At 72.9% G+C, this 15,732-nt stretch carries 18 protein-coding genes; 10 read left to right on the forward strand and 8 right to left on the reverse strand.

What is annotated here, in order from left to right; genetic code table 11:
- Positions 1–6 precede the first annotated feature (6 nt).
- The gene (locus ACIA77_RS05455; protein WP_395884563.1) at positions 7–600 is read left to right on the forward strand and encodes a TetR/AcrR family transcriptional regulator; all 594 of its coding nucleotides are present in this window, start codon (positions 7–9) and stop codon (positions 598–600) included.
- On the opposite strand, the gene ACIA77_RS05460 is transcribed toward ACIA77_RS05455, so the two are convergent.
- Positions 580–1,362, reverse strand: coding sequence for an SGNH/GDSL hydrolase family protein (locus ACIA77_RS05460; RefSeq protein ID WP_395884564.1), 783 nt, complete (start codon positions 1,360–1,362; stop codon positions 580–582). The two genes, ACIA77_RS05455 and ACIA77_RS05460, sit on opposite strands and share 21 nt — an antisense overlap.
- Positions 1,363–1,529: 167 nt before the next feature.
- On the opposite strand from ACIA77_RS05460, the gene ACIA77_RS05465 reads away from it, so the two are divergent.
- Positions 1,530–2,378, forward strand: a complete 849-nt coding sequence (locus ACIA77_RS05465; RefSeq protein ID WP_395884565.1) for a S1 family peptidase — start codon at positions 1,530–1,532, stop codon at positions 2,376–2,378.
- Positions 2,379–2,387: 9 nt separating this feature from the next.
- Here ACIA77_RS05465 and ACIA77_RS05470 read toward each other — a convergent pair whose 3' ends face one another.
- On the reverse strand, positions 2,388–2,912 hold the full coding sequence (locus ACIA77_RS05470; RefSeq protein ID WP_395884566.1) for a CGNR zinc finger domain-containing protein: 525 nt from the start codon (positions 2,910–2,912) through the stop codon (positions 2,388–2,390).
- 25 nt (positions 2,913–2,937) lie between these two features.
- On the opposite strand from ACIA77_RS05470, the gene ACIA77_RS05475 reads away from it, so the two are divergent.
- Entirely contained in the window at positions 2,938–3,123 is a 186-nt protein-coding gene (locus ACIA77_RS05475) for a hypothetical protein (RefSeq protein ID WP_395884567.1), read from the forward strand.
- On the opposite strand, the gene ACIA77_RS05480 is transcribed toward ACIA77_RS05475, so the two are convergent.
- Both ACIA77_RS05480 and ACIA77_RS05485 read right to left on the reverse strand, forming a co-directional pair.
- Entirely contained in the window at positions 3,101–3,901 is an 801-nt protein-coding gene (locus tag ACIA77_RS05480) for a pentapeptide repeat-containing protein (protein WP_395884568.1), read from the reverse strand. The genes ACIA77_RS05475 and ACIA77_RS05480 overlap by 23 nt on opposite strands.
- 38 nt (positions 3,902–3,939) lie before the next feature.
- Entirely contained in the window at positions 3,940–5,211 is a 1,272-nt protein-coding gene (locus ACIA77_RS05485) for a tyrosine-type recombinase/integrase (RefSeq protein WP_395884569.1), read from the reverse strand.
- Positions 5,212–5,360: 149 nt separating this feature from the next.
- Here ACIA77_RS05485 and ACIA77_RS05490 point away from each other — a divergent pair, with 149 nt between their 5' ends.
- Both ACIA77_RS05490 and ACIA77_RS05495 read left to right on the forward strand, forming a co-directional pair.
- Entirely contained in the window at positions 5,361–6,455 is a 1,095-nt protein-coding gene (locus tag ACIA77_RS05490; protein WP_395884570.1) for a response regulator receiver protein, read from the forward strand.
- Between the two features lie 48 nt (positions 6,456–6,503).
- On the forward strand, positions 6,504–7,973 hold the full coding sequence (locus tag ACIA77_RS05495) for a selenium-binding protein SBP56-related protein (protein WP_395884571.1): 1,470 nt from the start codon (positions 6,504–6,506) through the stop codon (positions 7,971–7,973).
- Between the two features lie 4 nt (positions 7,974–7,977).
- Here ACIA77_RS05495 and ACIA77_RS05500 read toward each other — a convergent pair whose 3' ends face one another.
- The gene (locus tag ACIA77_RS05500) at positions 7,978–8,724 is read right to left on the reverse strand and encodes a hypothetical protein (RefSeq protein ID WP_395884572.1); all 747 of its coding nucleotides are present in this window, start codon (positions 8,722–8,724) and stop codon (positions 7,978–7,980) included.
- A 99-nt stretch (positions 8,725–8,823) separates the two neighbouring features.
- Positions 8,824–9,666, reverse strand: a complete 843-nt coding sequence (locus ACIA77_RS05505; RefSeq protein WP_395884573.1) for a TIGR03621 family F420-dependent LLM class oxidoreductase — start codon at positions 9,664–9,666, stop codon at positions 8,824–8,826.
- A 219-nt stretch (positions 9,667–9,885) separates the two neighbouring features.
- Between ACIA77_RS05505 and ACIA77_RS05510 the strand changes: the two genes are divergently transcribed.
- The 3 genes from ACIA77_RS05510 (at position 9,886) to ACIA77_RS05520 (ending at position 12,820) form a co-directional block, all read left to right on the forward strand.
- Complete coding sequence (locus ACIA77_RS05510) at positions 9,886–10,482, forward strand: ClpP family protease (RefSeq protein WP_395884574.1); 597 nt, start codon at positions 9,886–9,888, stop codon at positions 10,480–10,482.
- Positions 10,483–10,692: 210 nt separating this feature from the next.
- Entirely contained in the window at positions 10,693–11,667 is a 975-nt protein-coding gene (locus ACIA77_RS05515; RefSeq protein WP_395884575.1) for a zinc-binding dehydrogenase, read from the forward strand.
- Between the two features lie 163 nt (positions 11,668–11,830).
- On the forward strand, positions 11,831–12,820 hold the full coding sequence (locus ACIA77_RS05520) for an RNA polymerase subunit sigma-70 (RefSeq protein ID WP_395884576.1): 990 nt from the start codon (positions 11,831–11,833) through the stop codon (positions 12,818–12,820).
- 9 nt (positions 12,821–12,829) lie between these two features.
- On the opposite strand, the gene ACIA77_RS05525 is transcribed toward ACIA77_RS05520, so the two are convergent.
- Complete coding sequence (locus ACIA77_RS05525) at positions 12,830–13,780, reverse strand: AraC family transcriptional regulator (protein WP_395884577.1); 951 nt, start codon at positions 13,778–13,780, stop codon at positions 12,830–12,832.
- A gap of 81 nt (positions 13,781–13,861) precedes the next feature.
- Here ACIA77_RS05525 and ACIA77_RS05530 point away from each other — a divergent pair, with 81 nt between their 5' ends.
- Together ACIA77_RS05530 and ACIA77_RS05535 are read left to right on the forward strand one after the other, a co-directional pair.
- Positions 13,862–14,683, forward strand: coding sequence for an NmrA family transcriptional regulator (locus tag ACIA77_RS05530; RefSeq protein WP_395884578.1), 822 nt, complete (start codon positions 13,862–13,864; stop codon positions 14,681–14,683).
- A gap of 29 nt (positions 14,684–14,712) precedes the next feature.
- Positions 14,713–15,192 (forward strand): DUF1772 domain-containing protein, encoded by a 480-nt coding sequence (locus ACIA77_RS05535; protein ID WP_395884579.1) that lies wholly within the window; start codon positions 14,713–14,715, stop codon positions 15,190–15,192.
- Between the two features lie 24 nt (positions 15,193–15,216).
- Here ACIA77_RS05535 and ACIA77_RS05540 read toward each other — a convergent pair whose 3' ends face one another.
- A complete protein-coding gene (locus ACIA77_RS05540; RefSeq protein WP_395884580.1) occupies positions 15,217–15,705 on the reverse strand; it encodes a GyrI-like domain-containing protein in 489 nt (162 codons plus the stop codon).
- Positions 15,706–15,732 lie beyond the last annotated feature (27 nt).

The raw sequence follows: 15,732 nt of genomic DNA on the forward strand, positions 1-15,732 counted from the left end.
GACACCGTGACGGAGTCCAAACCGCTGCGCGCCGACGCCCGGCGCAACCGGGCGAAGGTGCTCGAAGCCGCGGAAACGGTGTTCGCGGCCAAGGGCACCGGTGCCCCGACCGAGGAGGTCGCGCGGGAGGCGGGCGTGGGTGTCGGCACGGTGTTCCGGCACTTCCCGACGAAGGAAGCCCTGCTCGAAGCCGTGCTGTTCGCGCGGCTGCACCGCTTCGTCGACGAGGCCGAGACGGTCGTCGCGCAGGAATCGCCCGACGCCGGGGTCGCGTTCTTCACGTTCCTCACCAGCTGGATCGAGATGTCCAGCGCGAAGAACGCCTACTTCGAAGCCCTCAGCGCGTCCGGCGTGAGCGTGCCGACCGCGGGTTCGGTCGTCGGCGCCCGCCTGCTCGACGCACTCGGGGTGCTGCTGTGCCGCGCTCAGGACGCCGGCGCGGTGCGCGGCGACGTCACCGTCGGCGAGCTGATCCCGGTGATCATCGGCACGGCCAAGGCGGCCGAGCACGTCGGCACCGACCGCGACCTGCGTGACCGCGTCGTCGCGATCCTGTTCGACGGGCTGCGGCCCGCGATGTCAGCGGCGCACCGCGCCTGACACCGGCCCGAACGGCTCCAGCTTCGGGCGTTTCGGGCTCATCGCGTCACCCGAGGACTCGCCGCGCAGCCGCCGCTGCACCCACGGCCACGCGTACTCGCGGCCCCACTGCAGGTTCGCCGCCCGCAGTTCCCTGGTGCTCAGCCGGGGCCGCGGGCCCAGCTCCGCGGGGGTGAGCTCGTGCGGCACGCCGAGGACGTCGAGTACTGCGATGGCGATCTCCAGGTGCCCCTTGGCGTTGAGGTGCAGCCGGTCGGGCGCCCACATCCGGCGGTCCCGCAGCTGCCGCATCGACCACATGTCCACCAGCAGCGCGCTGTGGCGGGCGGCGATGCCGCGCACGTGCTCGTTGTAGATCGCGACGCGCCCGCGCATCTGCCGGAACAGGGCGTCCTCGACCCCGTCGACGCCGGTGAACAACACGACCCGCGCGCCGGCGCCGCGCAGCCGGGAGACAGCGAGCTCGTAGGAGTCGGTGAGGGCGTCGACGTCGGCCCTGGGACGCATCAGGTCGTTGCCGCCCGCGTAGAGCGTGACCAGGTCCGGTTCCATCGCGATCGCCGGTTCGACCTGCTCGGCCAGCACCTGCGGCAGCAGCTTGCCGCGGATGGCGAGGTTGGCGTAGCGGAAGTCCGGTTCCCGCGCGGCGAGCACCTCCGCGACGCGGTCGGCCCAGCCGCGCACCCCGTTCGGCGCGGCCGGGTCGGCGTCGCCGACCCCTTCGGTGAAGGAGTCACCCAGAGATACCAAGCGGTTGGTCATAATGGGCACCCTAGTGCAGCCTGATTCGTGCCCCGATGGGCAGCGGTGTCACAGAGTGACGAGATTCGCTGAGATTTCTCCACGGATGGCTGAACTATTGGGAGTCTCCCAACGTTGTTGCCCATGTGAGATCACGATCCGGTCACCGCCGGTCCCGGCACGGCGCGATGGCCCTCGCCATCGTCGCAGGTGCGGGAATCGCCGCGGGCTACGTCACCGTCCAGAAGGGCGCGACCGCGTCCGCCGCCGGCAACAGCGAGTCGGCGAAGGTGGCCCGTTCGCGGCCGGGCTCGGGCGGCCAGGCCGCCGAGGCGACGGTGAACGCCGCACCCGCCAGCACGGCGCCGGCTCTGCCGCCGAGCGTCATGCCGTTCAACGCGAAGCTGACGTCGAAGGACATCCCGGTCGTCGGCGGGGGCGTGCGCGGCGGTGGCTGCAGCGGCTCGCTGATCGCGCCGGACTGGATCATCACCGCCGGGCACTGCTTCCACGACCTCGACGGCACCCGCGTCGGCGGCGCCCCGCGCTACCACATGACCGTGGCCGTCGGGAAGATCAACGACCAGGATCCGCGCGGGCACGTGGTGCAGGCCGTGGACGTGCGCCAGTCGCCGGTCAACGACCTCGCGCTGGTCAAGCTGAGCGAGCCGATCACCGACATCACCCCGCTGACCCTGCCCACCGGCCCGCCCGAGGTCGGGGAGAAGGTGGACTTCGTCGGGTGGGGGTCGCTCTCGCCCACCGTCGTCGCGCCCGCCGATCACATGAAACGCGGCCACTTCCAGGTGGAGCAGATCCACCACACGGAACTGCAGATGACGCCGCTGGAGGCGCGGACGGTGGAGAACAGCCCGTGCCACGACGACTCGGGCTCGCCGTTCTTCGTCCCCGACGGCGACCAGCACGGCCGGCTCGTCGCGATCGAGGACAACGGGCCCGACTGCCCCCAGCCCGGGCTGGAGACGACCGCCCGCGTCGACACGATCCTCGACTGGATCCACGACCAGATGGGCTGACCGCGGCGCTCAGGCGCCGATCTTGCGGGCGCGGTGATCGGCGACGTTGACCCGCGTGCCGCAGCGCGTGGAGCAAAACCGGCGACGCCCGTTGCGGGAGGTGTCGACGAAGGCGATCCCGCAGCCTTCGCGCGCGCAGACGCCGAACCGGTCCGGGGCTTCGCACACCAGGTGCGCGAGCCCACCGGCCGAGTGCGCCTGCATGCGCTCCACCGTCCCGGCGTGCTCGGCGGCGTAGTGCAGGTGCGGGGGTTTGCCGTCGTGGCCGGAGATGTGGGGCCGGAACGCCGCCGTGGCGAGCAGTTCGTTGACCAGGTCCACCCGTTCGCCCGGGTCCGCGGCGAAGACCGCGCGCAGCTTGCGGCCCCACACGAGGATCCGCGCAGCTTCACCGCCGGTCGGCCGGGTGAGGGCCATGCCGTGGTCCCGGCAGGTGCGCAGCACGTCGTCGGCGGTGGGGTGCTCGCTCAGCACGAGCGTCGCGAGCGCCGCGGCCACCTGCGCGCCCGAGCCTCCGTAAGGGTTGAAGTGCACTGACTCATTACAGCACGATCGGGGCATGGACGAAAACCGTTGCCCTCGTTGTGGCTGGCCGCTGGCCGAACTGCCGGCGTCCGCCGTTGTTCCCGGTTCGCGCGGCAGCCGCGCCGACTACGTGCGCTGCCTGTGCGGCAGCTGGGTCGCGCGCCTGGGTGGCGTGGTGGTCGGGTCGACGCGACCGGTCACCAGTGAGCGGGCCGGGTGAGCCGCTGCGGCAGCCGAGTCTTCGCGTCGCCGCGGGCGGCGTTGACCTGCGACTGGGTCAGGAACAGGCTGCCGGTGAAGTCCGCGCCCCGCACGTCCGCGTCGCGCAGGTCCGCCCCGATCAGGTCGGCTTGGCGAAGATCAGCGCGGCGCAGGTCCGCGGCGATGAGGTACGCGCCGCGCAGGGTCGCGCCCCGCAGGTCCGCGTCCGCGAGCTTGGCGCCGATCAGGTCGGCGCCGCGGCGGTTCTTCTTCTTCTTGGTGCCGGCTCCGCGGACGAGCTCACTCGTGCGCTGCAGCAGCACGTCGACGCGGGCGCGGTGCCCGGCGACGTCGGTCGCGAGGAGGGTGTCCGGATCGGCCCGGGTGAGCAGTTCGGTCTCGGCGAGCGCGGTGTCGAGGTCGGCGTGCAGCTCACGGGTGGCCTCGAGCGAACGGGCTTCGGTGAGGTACCACAGCAGCTCGTGCACCTGGCGCATCACGGGCAGGGCGGCGAACATCTGCTTCGCGCGGCCGGGGTCGGCGCGCCAGTCGCGGCCGCCGAACGTCACCTGGGAGACCTGCTGGCCCGCGCCGAAGCAGTCGTAGACCGCGCAGCCGGGGAAACCCTTGTCCCGCAAGCGGTCGTGGATGCCGCAGCCGAAGTCCGGCCGCAGGTTCGGGCACGGGTCGCCGGCGGCCTTGTCGACTGCGAAGTCGGCCGAGCGCGTGAAGGTCAGCGCGACGCAGCAGAGGCCGAAGCAGCTGCCGCAGTCGGCGGTGAGTGAGGGGTGGGGCACCGGTTCTCCTGCTGGTGGGTCTTGCGCCAGCGTAGTGACTAGGCCTCGGGCTCGAACCAGCTGCCGGCGACCAGGTCGACGGCGCTGCGTTCGGGTGCGCGGGCGGCGTGGTCGTAGGTCTGCTGCGTGGTGTCGATGCTGCTGTGGCCGACGTCGGCCTGGACGTGCACGAGCTGCGCGCCCGCCTCGACGGCCGTCGTGACGTAGAAGTGGCGCAGCGCGTGCGGGTGCATCGCGCCGGCGATCGGGTCCAATTCCGGCCCGCCGCTCGCGGTGATGCGGCGCAGCAGCTGCCAGATCGCCTGGCGCTGGTAGCGGTTGCCGGTGCGGGTTTCCAGCAGCGGCGTCGCGGGTGCGTGCCGTTGCTGCGTGCGCCGCTCGACGGTGGTCTCGCCCGATGCGGCGGCGGTGTCGCGGACCTTCAGGTAGGCCAGCAGCGCGTTCTCCGCGGGCGCGCTGAGGTAGACGACGCGGGTTTTGCCGCCCTTCCCGAGCACCCGCAACGCCCGGCGGCCCCGCGTCACGTGCAGGTCCGCGCGGTCCAGCCCGCACAGCTCGCTCACGCGCAAACCGAGCGTGAACAGCGCGACCACCGCCACCGCGCGAGCCGTGTCCAGCGGGCTCGCCCCGCGCCGCGGGGTGCCGGCGGCGGTGTAGAGCGCGCGGACCTGCCGCGTGGTCAGCGTGACGGTGCCCGACGTGCTGCTCGCGGCGGTCGCCAGGCCCAGCCGTCGCCGGTTGAGGGCGGCGGGGTTGCCGGCGACGAGCCCGACGTCGGCGAGGTAACCGTAGAGCGCCTTGACGGTCGCGAGCATCCGGTCGCGTGTGGCGGGTGCGGCGTTCGCGGTGGCGAGGGTGTCGAGCCAGCTCTTCACGTCGGCCGACGTGGCGGCCGACGGGTCGAGGCCGCGGGTGACGCACCAGCGGAACCAGTGGTGCGCGCGTAGCCGGCCGCGGGGCGCCGGTGGGGGAGCTGTGGTGGGCGTTGTGGTGCTGCCGGTGAGGCGCAGGGCGTCGGCGTAGTGGAGAACGGCGGCACGCCAGGCTTCCGTGGTGGCCGCGCCCGGTTCGGGCCGGGATGGTGTGCGCACCCAGGCGGCGAGGTCGGCGGCGGTGACGGGCAGTCCGAGACCTTCGGCGTAGGTGCGCCGGGTGGCGTGGTTTCCGTAGCCGGCGAGCCAGTCGGCGATCGCGGCGAGGAGCGCGGCGGGGTCGGGGACTCCCGGCCACACCTCGGCGTCGGCCGCGAGGGGGTACCCAGTTTTCGGGTCGCCGTCGGTCGGCGCGATCAGTCCCACGTTCTCACTCACAGCTGATGGCCCGCCACTCTCCGTCGAACATTTCCGATCTCGACCAGCTTAGCAACAAAAGCTCTGTTCTGTAGCTGACATATGTATCGAGTTAGCTAACCGCAACCTTGGTTAGAGATAACGTAACTCAATACGCTACGGTTCAGAACGTGACTGAGGGAGCTGTGATCGAGGACCGGGCCGTTTCGTTGTGCGGGTTTCGCCAGTGCCGGGCGCCGTTGCCGCCACCGGGGCCGCGCGGAGGCCGGCCGTTCGAGTTCTGTCCCGATCGGCGCTGGCCCGGGGACCGCACGTGCAAGCAGCTCGCCGCGGCGGACCAGGCGCTGCGGGAGGCGCTGGGTGACTCGGCGCCGCACACGGGGCTGACGGAGGCGGCCGGCGAGTTCGTCCGGGCCGCCGCGGAGCTGGGCGAGCCGCTGCAGACGCTGCGCAACGCACTCGACAGCGTCGCCGCGCGCGCCCAGGACGAGGTCACCGCCGCGCTCGCCCGCGCCGAAACCGCGGAAGCCCGCGCCGTCGAGGCCGACGGGCTGCGTCAGGCGGCGGACGCCCGCGCCACCGGAGCCGAAGAAGCCAAGGCCGCCGCGCAGACCCACGCCCGGGAGCAGGAAGAACGCGCCGACGCCGCGGCGGAGACTGCCGCGGCCGCCGTGACGGCTCGCAAAACCGCCGAGCTGGCCTGCGCCCGCGCCGAAGCCACCGCGACCGCCGCCACGGAACGGGCCGAGCAGGCGACCGCCGACGCCCGCACCGAACGCACGCGCGCCGACACCATGGCCGCGGACCTCGCCCAGCGCTCACAAGAGCTCGCCGTCCGCACCACCGAACGCGACGCCGCCCTCGGCACCCTCGCCGAGGCGCGCGCCCAGCTCGACGACGCCCGCGAGGCCCTCCTGGCCGCCGACGAAACCCGCGAGGCGCTCACCGCTCAGCTCACCACCGTCCGCACGCGCGCCGACGACGTGAACAGCCGCCTCCAGGCGACGCTGACCGACCACCACACGGCCACGACCGCCGCCGCCGAGGCCCGCACCGAGCACCACCGCCAGACGGCCGTCCTCTCCACCCGCCTCGACGAAACCGCGTCCCGGCTGGCCCGCGAGGCCGAGGCTCACACCGCCTTGCGGGCGCGGCTGTCGCGGGTCCACCGGCTCGCCCTGACCGACCCCGCCGAGGGCACCGACCTGCGCGCCGCGCTGCTGGCGGAGCTGCTGGACGTCCCCGGTGAGCCGCCGCGGGCCTGACCTCGAAGTTTTCACCGGTACCACGTCCGTCCTTGTGACCATGCCCGCGTGAGCGGGACATTGGCCGAACCGGACACGGGGAAGGAGAACGTGATGACCGGGCAAGCACCGCAAGTAACAGCGGATCCGACGTTCTACCGCAGCCCCGGCGACGCGGTGGCGGCCCCGCCGGAGACGCTCGCGTACGTCGTGGCGTTCGACCGGACGGGCCGCACCCCGGACGCCCTGGCCACGGTCGACGTCGATCCCGGGTCGGACAGCTACGGCAGCGTCGTCGGCTGGTCGGAGCTGCCGACCACCGGGGACGAGCTGCACCACTTCGGGTGGAACGCGTGCAGCAGCGCGTTCGCGCACAAGGGGCACGAGACGAACGGGCTGCGCCGGCGGTTCCTGCTGCTGCCCGGGCTGCGCTCGTCCAACATCCACGTCTTCGACACCGAGCCCGACCCGCGCCGTCCCGCGCTGCACAAGACGGTGACCGCGGCGGAGCTCGCCGAGAAGGCCGGGTACTCCCGCCCGCACACCTCGCACTGCGGGCCGGACGGCGTCTACCTGTCGTGCCTGGGCGCCGGGGACGGTTCCGGTGGGCCGGGCGGGATCGCGCTGCTCGACCACGACACGTTCGAAGTGCTCCGCGCGTGGGAGACGGACCGGGGCCCGCAATACCTCGCCTACGACGCGTGGTGGCACCTCAACCGCAACACCCTGATCAGCAGCGAGTGGGGCACGCCCGCGATGATCGAGGACGGGATCAACCCGGAGCTGTTGCTGGGGAACAAGTACGGGCACGCGCTGCACTTCTGGGACCTGGCCGAGGGCCGCCACCTCCAGAGCGTCGACCTGGGTGAGCAGCACCAGATGGTGCTCGAGCTGCGCCCGGCGCACGACCCGGAGGCCACGTGGGGGTTCGTCGGGGTCGTGGTGTCCACTGAGGACTTGTCGGCGTCGGTGTGGCGCTGGCACCGCGACGGCGGCACGTGGACGGCGGACAAGGTGATCACCGTGCCGGCCGAGCCCGCCGACGCCGCGGATCTGCCGCCGGCGTTGAAGCCGTTCGGTGCCGTACCGCCGTTGATCACCGACATCGCGCTCACGGTGGACGACCGGTTCCTGTACGTGTCCTGCTGGGGCACCGGGGAGTTCAAGCAGTTCGACGTCAGCGACCCGGCGCACCCGCGGGAGACCGGTTCGGTGCGGCTCGGGGGCATCACCGGCCGGGTGCCGCATCCGGCCGCGCCGTCGCTGCGGCTCTCGGGTGGCCCGCAGATGGTCGAGGTGAGCCGCGACGGCCGCCGGATCTACCTCACCAACTCCCTCTACGGCTCGTGGGACGACCAGTTCTACCCGGACGGCGTCGGGGCGTGGCTGGCGAAGCTCGAGACCGATCCCGACGCGGGTGGCGGCCTGCGCGTCGACGGGAAGTGCTTCCTGCACGGCGACGACTTCCGGGGCCTGCGCCCGCACCAGATCCGGTTGGAGGGCGGCGACGCTTCGTCGGACTCGTACTGCTTCACCTGACGGGTCAGCCGATCTCGGCGAAGGGCGTCTCGCAGAGGCTGCAGGTGATCGGGCCCAGTTCCAGCACGGACCGGGCCGCGCGGACCCGGCGTGGTGGCTCGCAGCCGCACACGGCGGCGACGTAGTTCGGGCCGCCGCGGTGCGCGCCGCGCCCGTCGACGGGCGCGATCACCACCCGGACCGGCGCGGCGGTGACGAGCTCGGGCGAGTCCGGGTCCTCCGGCTGCGGGCCGGGGGCCTGGGCTCGCAGCGCGACCTCGTGCTCGGTGTGCCGCCACACCGTGAGAGCCCGTTCCAGCACCCGCAGGTGCTCGGCGTAGGAGTCGATCGTCGCGGGCAGGGCGGTCGTGGCGGACCAGCCGATGCGGTCGGCCTGCTCGGCCCGGACGCCGAGCTCGCGGGCGAGCGCCGCGAAGCGTTTGTTGTGGTAGCGCCCGTCGCTGACGTCGACGATGTCCCGCGTGGCGGCGAGCCCGTGGGCGGCTTCGTGCAACGTGGTGGCGAGCAGCTCGGCCGCGGGGCGGCGCAGGCCTTCGGCGCCGAGGAAGAACTCGGCGCGCGGTTCGACGCCGTCGCCGACGTGCCAGCGCGAGCGGGCGAAGTGGCCGTGGATCTCGGTGGTGGTCCCCATCGTGCCGGACGCGAGCACGAGGATCGCTTCGGGCACGTCGGGGTGCCGTCGGCGGATCTCGGCCCACAGCTGTTCCATCGCGTGCATCACCCGGGTCGTCGGGCCGAAGGCGGTGTCCACGCGGTCGATCTTCCCGCTTAAGCGGTAATCCGGCTCACCGGGCCACGGCGGCCGCGGTGCCCGGGGTGTGCTGGTGCGGTCCCCCGGGCGCCACGGGCGTCAGCGCAGGTGCGAGATGACCTCGGCGAACGCGGCCATGTGCGGTTCGAGCACGCTGATGTAGGTGACGCCGTAGGTCTCGCGGTAGCGCTGCAGCCGTTCGGCGAGCTCGCGCGGCGAACCGACCAGGACGCCGGGGACCTGGCTGAGCTCGTCGTCGCCGAGGCCGCTGGCCTGGCGCACGATCGAGAGGTCCACCTGGTCCGCGCTCGCCCCGACGGCGGCGACGAACAGGTTGAGTTCGATCTCGCCGATCCGGTCTCCGGCGGCGTCGCGCAGTGTTTGCACGCGCCCGGCGAACGCATCGTCCGGGGCGGTGTCCGGGCTGATGCCGGCCATGATCGAGAAGCTGAAGATGTCGGCTTCGCGCGCGGCGAACCGGATCATGCGATCGCCGGCGCCCGACAGCATGATCGGCGGCTCGGGCTTGTCGGCCTCGGCCGCGAGCAGGTCCCGCGTGGCCTGCAGCGTCTCGGCGAGCTTGCGGATGCGTTCACCGCCGCTGCCCATGTCCCGGCCGACGGCCGCGAACTCGTTCGGCGCGTACCCGGTGCCCAGCCCGAGCTCGAAGCGGCCGTCGGTGAGCCGGTGCACGTCGGCGACGTCGCGGGCGAGGTAGGCGGGGCTGAGGACACCGGCGTTGAGCACGTACGTGCCGAGCCGCAGGGAGGTGACGTCGGCGGCGGCGACCAGCGCCGGGAACGGCGAGGCCATGCCGAGGTGGTCGGGCACCTGCAGCACGTCGTAGCCGAGGTCCTCGGCCTGGCGCGCGCGGTCGCGCCACGAGGCGCGGGACCCGACGCTGAGCAGGGAAACCCCGAAGCGGAACGGAAAATCGGTCATCACGAATCCTTCGGTGTGGCGAACGGAGGGCCTCCACTCACACGGATGCGGCGTCGCACCCGTTCACCTTCATGATCCACATCACCCGATCCCGTGAGCGGAGGTGGGTGATCGCTCGCAGCGAACCGGCCACGCCGTGAGCGAACGACGGCCCCGCGGAACCGCCGCAGCTCCTACGTTCGGTGCGGTCAGGGATCACGAGACAGGCAGGAGGCGACGATGACGCTGACGGCGGTGCCCGAGTTGCACGCGGGCGGGCAGCAGGGGAACGAATCGGTGTACGAGCAGTTGTTGCGGGACCGCATCGTGTTCCTCGGCAGCGAGGTGAACGACGAGGTGGCGAACCGCATCACGGCGCAGCTGTTGCTGCTGGCGGCCGACGACGCCGAGCGCGACATCACGTTCTACATCAACTCGCCGGGGGGTTCGGTGACGGCGGGGATGGCGATCTACGACACGATGCAGCTGGTGAAGCCGGACGTCGCCACGTGGGGGCTGGGGTTCGTGGCGTCGATGGGGCAGTTCCTGCTGTCCTCGGGCACACCGGGCAAGCGGCACCTGCTGCCGAACGCCCGGGTCGTGATGCACCAGCCCTCGGCGGGGATCTCGGGGGCGGCGAGCGACATCGCGATCCAGGCCGAGGTGTTCGGGAAGATGAAGCGCCGCATCGCGGAACTCACGGCGGCCCAGACCGGGCAGCCGGTCGAGCGCATCACCGCCGACGCCGATCGCGACCGCTGGTTCGACGCCGACGAGGCGCTCGCCTACGGGTTCGTGGACCACATCGCCGGTGCCGAGCGCGCGGTGACGGCCTGACCGGCCGGCCCGCGGTGTGGACTCTGTGCTCGGTCGCGACGATTTCGTCGCGGCTGAGCACGGAAGCCAGGTGATCGGTGGCGGGTCTTGGTGTGGCGCCCGGTTCCTTTGCCCGGTGACCGGGGTCTACCTCGTCGAACCGTGCGGATCGACGCAGTGGCGGTCCGCGGTGAAGCGAGGGAGCTGGTCGCCGTGAGGATTCCCGCCGTCATGCGGGCTGTGCAGCAGACGTCGTTGCTCGGCCCGAGCGACGCCCGCCTGATCACCGACGCGCCGGTGCCGACCCCGGGGCGGGGTGAGGTGCTGGTCCGGGTCACCGTCGCCGGAGTCAACTTCGCGGACGTGTCGAAGGCGTGCGGGGTGTTCCGGGGTGGCCCGCGCCCGCCGTACGTGGCGGGGTTCGAGGCCGCCGGCGAGGTCGTGGCGCTGGGTGAGGCGGTGACCGGTCCGGCACCGGGGACGCTGGTCGTCGGCGTCGGGGACGGGGCGTTCGCCGAGTACGTGGTCCTGCCCGCGGCCGGGGCGATGCCCGTGCCGGCGGGGTGGACGGCCGAGCAGGCGCTGGGCCTGGTGGTGAACTGGCCGGCGGCGCTGGCCGCGCTCAGGCCCCTGGGTGGCCTCGCCGCCGGGGAGACCGTGCTGATCCACGCCGCGGCGGGCGCGACCGGCCAGGCCGCGGTGGTGCTGGCCAAGCACTACGGCGCGACGGTCGTCGCCACCGCGTCACCGGGCAAGCACGAGGCGGTGCGGGCGCTGGGCGCCGACCACGTCCTGGACTCCCGCGACGGCGACCTCGCGGCCGGGGTGCTGCGGCTGACCGGGGGTGCCGGTGCCGATCTGGTGCTCGAGTCGGCGGGTGGTGCCACGTTCGCCGCGAGCCTGGCCGCGGCGAAGCGGGTCACGGGCCGGGTCGTCGTCTTCGGCTTGGCGGGCGGGGAAGCCGCGATCACCAACTGGCAGCTGGTGTACGAGCACCAGGTCCACCTCGTCGGCCTCAACCTCGGCGTGCTGATGCGGGCCGCGCCGCGGATGTTCGGCGAGGTGCTGGGTGAGCTGTCCGCTCTTGTCGCGGCGGGTGTCCTGGCTCCCGTCCGCCCTGCCGTGTACGACCTGGCCGACGGTCCGAAGGCGCTCGCGGAGCTGGCGGCCCGGGCGACCGTCGGCAAACTGGCGTTGCGGCCCTGACCTGGGTTTCGATTCCTTCGCACCGCTGCCCCGGTCGTTCTGGGTGGGGGCCCCGACCGGCGGGGCCGCGAACCGAGGAGCAGCGCATGGTGAACGAGCGATCCACGAGGGGGCACCACTCGGATGCGCCCGGAGCCGGCCGGGCGCGGCCTAGGCTCGCGGCATGACGGCGCGGGTGCGGGAGGCGGCGGAGGCGGACCGGTTCGCCGCCGAGACCGAGCGGTTCCGCCGGGAGCTGGTGGCGCACTGCTACCGCATGGTCGGCTCGGCGCACGATGCCGAGGACCTGGTGCAGGAGACGTATCTGCGAGCGTGGCGGGCCTACGGCGGGTTCGAAGGCCGCGCGTCGGTCCGGTCGTGGCTGTACAAGATCGCGACCAACGTGTGTCTGAGCGCCGTGCGGCCGCGCCGGATGCGGGTGCTGCCCTCGGGCCTGACCGGGCCGCGAGCCGCGCCCGATCGCCCGCCGCGCCAGGTGGCACCGGATGAGGTCGCGTGGCTGGAACCGATGCCCGACACCCGGCCACCCGGTGACGATCCGGCGACCGCGGTGATCGCGCGCGAGTCGCTGCGGCTGGCGCTGGTCGCGAGCCTGCAGCACTTGCCCGCGCGCCAGCGCGCGATCCTCCTCCTGCGCGAGGTGCTGGCGTTCAGCGCGGCCGAGACCGCGCAGATCCTCGGCACCACCACGGCAGCGGTGAAGAGCGGGCTGCAGCGCGCCCGGGCCCGGCTGGCCGAGCTGGAGCCCGAACCCGAGGAGCTGCTCGAACCGGCCGACGCGCGGGCCCGCGCGCTGTTGGAGGGGTACCTGGAGGCTTTCGGGCGCTCCGACGTGAGTCTGCTCGAACACGTGCTGCGCGCGGACGCCACGCTGGAGGCGACGCCGTTCCGCGACTGGCAGGCGGGCCGGGTGAACTGCCTGCGCATGCTCGACGCGTACGTGCTCGGTGCGCCGGGCGACTGGCGGATGCTCCCCACCACCGCCAACGGTCAGCCCGCGGCCGTGGCGTACCACCGCGATCCCGGTGGTGTATTGCGGGCGCACGACGTCGTGGTGCTGGCCGCCACGGTCACCGGCATCTCACGCGTGGTCGCGTTCCACGATCCGGCGCTGTTCGCCCTGTTCGGGTTCCCGGACGTGCTCCCCGGCTGAGCCGGACCGTCACGCGGGCACGCGGGTGCGGTACTGCTGGGGGCTGCGGCCGTATTGGCGTTTGAACGCGGCGCTGAGCGCGAACGCGCTGCCGTAGCCGACCCGGTGGGCGATGGCGCCGATGGTGGCGTCGGGGTGTCTGCGCAGCAGGTCGGCGGCCAGGGCGAGGCGGAAGGCGGCGAGGTAGGCCATCGGCGGTTCCCCGACGGCGCTGGTGAAGCGGCGGGCCAGCGCGGCGCGCGAGACGCCGGTTTCGCCGGCGAGCCCGGCGACCGTCCAGGGGTGGGCGGGCCGGTCCTGCAGCAGCCGCAGGGCGCGACCGGCGACGGGGTCGTCATGCGCGCGGTACCAGGCCGGTGTGGCTGAGCCGGGGCGGGCGAACCAGGTGCGCAGCACGGCGATGAGCAGCAGGTCCAACAGCCGGTCGAGCACCGCGGCCTGGCCGGGCACGTCCTTGCCGATCTCGTCGGCCAGCAACGGCACGAGGGGGCTGTCCCAGTCGGCCGCGCGCACGACGAGCACCTGCGGCAGTGCGGTGAGCAGCCGTTTCGACACTTCGCCGACGTGGGGGTAGGTGCCGGTGAGCAGCACCGAAGAGCCGCCGGTGTCACCGGTGTCGCTGCCCCAGGTGCGGACGCCGGTGTCGACGAGGTCGGTGAGGTGCTCGCCGCCGGGGGTGCGGCATTCCTGGCCGGGCAGGATCACCGCCTGCGGCGGGGTGGCCGGGTCGTCGGCGAACAGGTACGGGTCGGGGCCGCGGACGATGGCGACGTCGCCCTCGCCGAGATGGGTGGCGTCGCCGCCGTCGGGCACGACCCAGGCGTCGCCGGTGACGACGGCGACGAGCGTCAGCGGTGCTTCGTCCTCGATGCGCAGCGACCACGGCGGGTTCAGCACCGAGCGCAGGAGGAACGCGCCGTGCGCGCGGGGGCCGTCGAGGAGAGCCGCGAGCGGATCCATGGCGTGAGTGTAGACGCTGACGCATGGCATCGAGCTGATGAACGATGGAGCGTCTCACCGGTTCGGGCTTCACTGACACTCATGACGAAAACGACTCTGGTTCTGGGCGGTACGGGCAAGACGGGGCGCCGGGTGACGCAGCGGCTGGCTGCGCGCGGCGTCGAGGTGCGGGCGGTGTCGCGGGGCAGCGAGCCGCGGTTCGACTGGGCGGACGAGACGACGTGGGCGCCGGTGCTCGAGGGCGTCTCCGCGGTTTACGTGACCTTCTACCCGGATCTGGTGGTGCCGTGGGCGGCGCCGGTGATCCGGGAGTTCTGCGCACGGGCGGTGACGGCGGGGGCCGAGCGGATCGTGCTGCTGTCAGGCCGTGGCGAGGAGGACGCGGCCGTGAGCGAGGGGGTGGTGCGCGAGTCGGGTGCGGCGTGGACGGTGCTGCGGGCGAGCTGGTTCTTCCAGAACTTCAGCGAGCACTTCTTCCTCGAACCGGTGCTGGCGGGTGAGATCGCGCTGCCGGCCGGCGCGGTGACCGAGCCGTTCGTGGACGCCGGCGACGTCGCCGACATCGCGGCCGAGGCCCTCACCACCGGTTCGCTGGACGGGCAGACGCTGGAGCTGACCAGCCCGCGCCTGCTGACCTTCGCTGACGTCGCCGCGGAAATCTCGGCCGCGACGGGGCGGGATGTCCGCTATCGTCCGGTTTCGCCGGACGAGTTCGTGCGGCTCGCGGCCGAGGGCGGGGTGCCGGCCGACGAGGCGCGGGTGCTGGTGGAGCTGTTCGCGCGGGTGCTGGACGGGCGCAACTCCCACGTCACCGGTGACGTGGAGCGGGTGCTGGGGCGCCCGGCCCGCGATTTCGGCGACTACGCGCGGGCGAGCGCGGCGGCCGGTGTGTGGACGCGGTGAGGGAACCCCTCAGGGGAAGGGAGCACGGGATGTCCACAGTGGCCGGAGTGGTGCTGGTGGTGGCGATCGTCGCGGCCGGGCTGATCGCGGGGTTGTTCTACTCCTACGCGGTGTCGGTGATGCCCGGTCTGGCGCGTGCGGACGACCACACGTTCGTGACGGCGATGCGCCAGATCAACATCGCGATCGTCAACGGCTGGTTCCTGCTGACGTTCCTGGGCGCGCCGCTGCTGGCCGCGGCCGCGGTGGTGCTGGACCTGGTGGCCGGCGGGCGCCGGGCGCTGCCGTGGCTGATCGCCGGGTGCGCGCTGCTGCTGGCGATGATCCTGATCTCGGCGGCGAAGAACATCCCGATGAACAACGCGCTGGAACGGGGCACGGCGGGTTTGGCCGAGCTGCGGGCACGGTTCGAGACGAGCTGGGTGCGCTGGAACCTGCTGCGCGCGTTCGTGTCGACGGGCGGGTTCGCGTGCCTGCTCGCCGGGTGGCTGGTGCGGGGAACCGGCTGAGGTGGGCCGGTTCCCCGCGGGCGGTCAGTCCGCGAGCCGGAAGTACAGGTCGGTCTCCCAGCGGGTGGCGTCGGGTTCGACGCGCGGGTCGGTGCGGTAGACCTCGAGCCGGCCGCTCCAGTGCTCGCCGTCGGCGGCCTGCCGGCGGTCCCAGCGCACGCCTTCGCTCGCGCCCCACTCGAGTAGCGCGGCGGTGGCGGCGACGAGGCCGTCCGGCGCGCCGTGGTGGGTGGCCTTGACGTACTTCCCGCCCGGGACGACGGCGGTGAAGTACTCCTCGCCGAGCTCCACCGGCTCGGTCACGGGCACGCCGGCTTCGACGGTCAGGCTCGTCATGCCGGGGCCGATGACGAGGTAGCGGAAGAACGGTGCTCCGGTGGGTTCGACGCCGCGTTCGGCCAGCGCCGCGACGAGCGTGGCGATGCGGTGGGCGACCTCGCGCAGCCCGTCCATTCCGACGGTCGCGCAGTAGCCGACGTAGGTCTGGTCTTCGCGGTCCACCACGGACGGCATGGGACTTCTCCTCGGGTCGGAACTGAT

The organism is Amycolatopsis sp. NPDC051903, from assembly GCF_044452505.1.
In the GTDB taxonomy this organism is placed as follows: Bacteria; Actinomycetota; Actinomycetes; order Mycobacteriales; family Pseudonocardiaceae; genus Amycolatopsis.

Coding starts and splice junctions, on each gene's coding strand:
- ACIA77_RS05460 (WP_395884564.1), bottom strand. CDS start 1,362: ATGACCAACCGCTTGGTATCTCTGGGTGACTCCTTCACCGAAGGGGTC.
- ACIA77_RS05465 (WP_395884565.1), top strand. CDS start 1,530: ATGGCCCTCGCCATCGTCGCAGGTGCGGGAATCGCCGCGGGCTACGTC.
- ACIA77_RS05475 (WP_395884567.1), top strand. CDS start 2,938: ATGGACGAAAACCGTTGCCCTCGTTGTGGCTGGCCGCTGGCCGAACTG.
- ACIA77_RS05505 (WP_395884573.1), bottom strand. CDS start 9,666: ATGACCGATTTTCCGTTCCGCTTCGGGGTTTCCCTGCTCAGCGTCGGG.
- ACIA77_RS05510 (WP_395884574.1), top strand. CDS start 9,886: ATGACGCTGACGGCGGTGCCCGAGTTGCACGCGGGCGGGCAGCAGGGG.
- ACIA77_RS05515 (WP_395884575.1), top strand. CDS start 10,693: ATGCGGGCTGTGCAGCAGACGTCGTTGCTCGGCCCGAGCGACGCCCGC.
- ACIA77_RS05520 (WP_395884576.1), top strand. CDS start 11,831: ATGACGGCGCGGGTGCGGGAGGCGGCGGAGGCGGACCGGTTCGCCGCC.
- ACIA77_RS05525 (WP_395884577.1), bottom strand. CDS start 13,780: ATGGATCCGCTCGCGGCTCTCCTCGACGGCCCCCGCGCGCACGGCGCG.
- ACIA77_RS05530 (WP_395884578.1), top strand. CDS start 13,862: ATGACGAAAACGACTCTGGTTCTGGGCGGTACGGGCAAGACGGGGCGC.
- ACIA77_RS05535 (WP_395884579.1), top strand. CDS start 14,713: ATGTCCACAGTGGCCGGAGTGGTGCTGGTGGTGGCGATCGTCGCGGCC.
- ACIA77_RS05540 (WP_395884580.1), bottom strand. CDS start 15,705: ATGCCGTCCGTGGTGGACCGCGAAGACCAGACCTACGTCGGCTACTGC.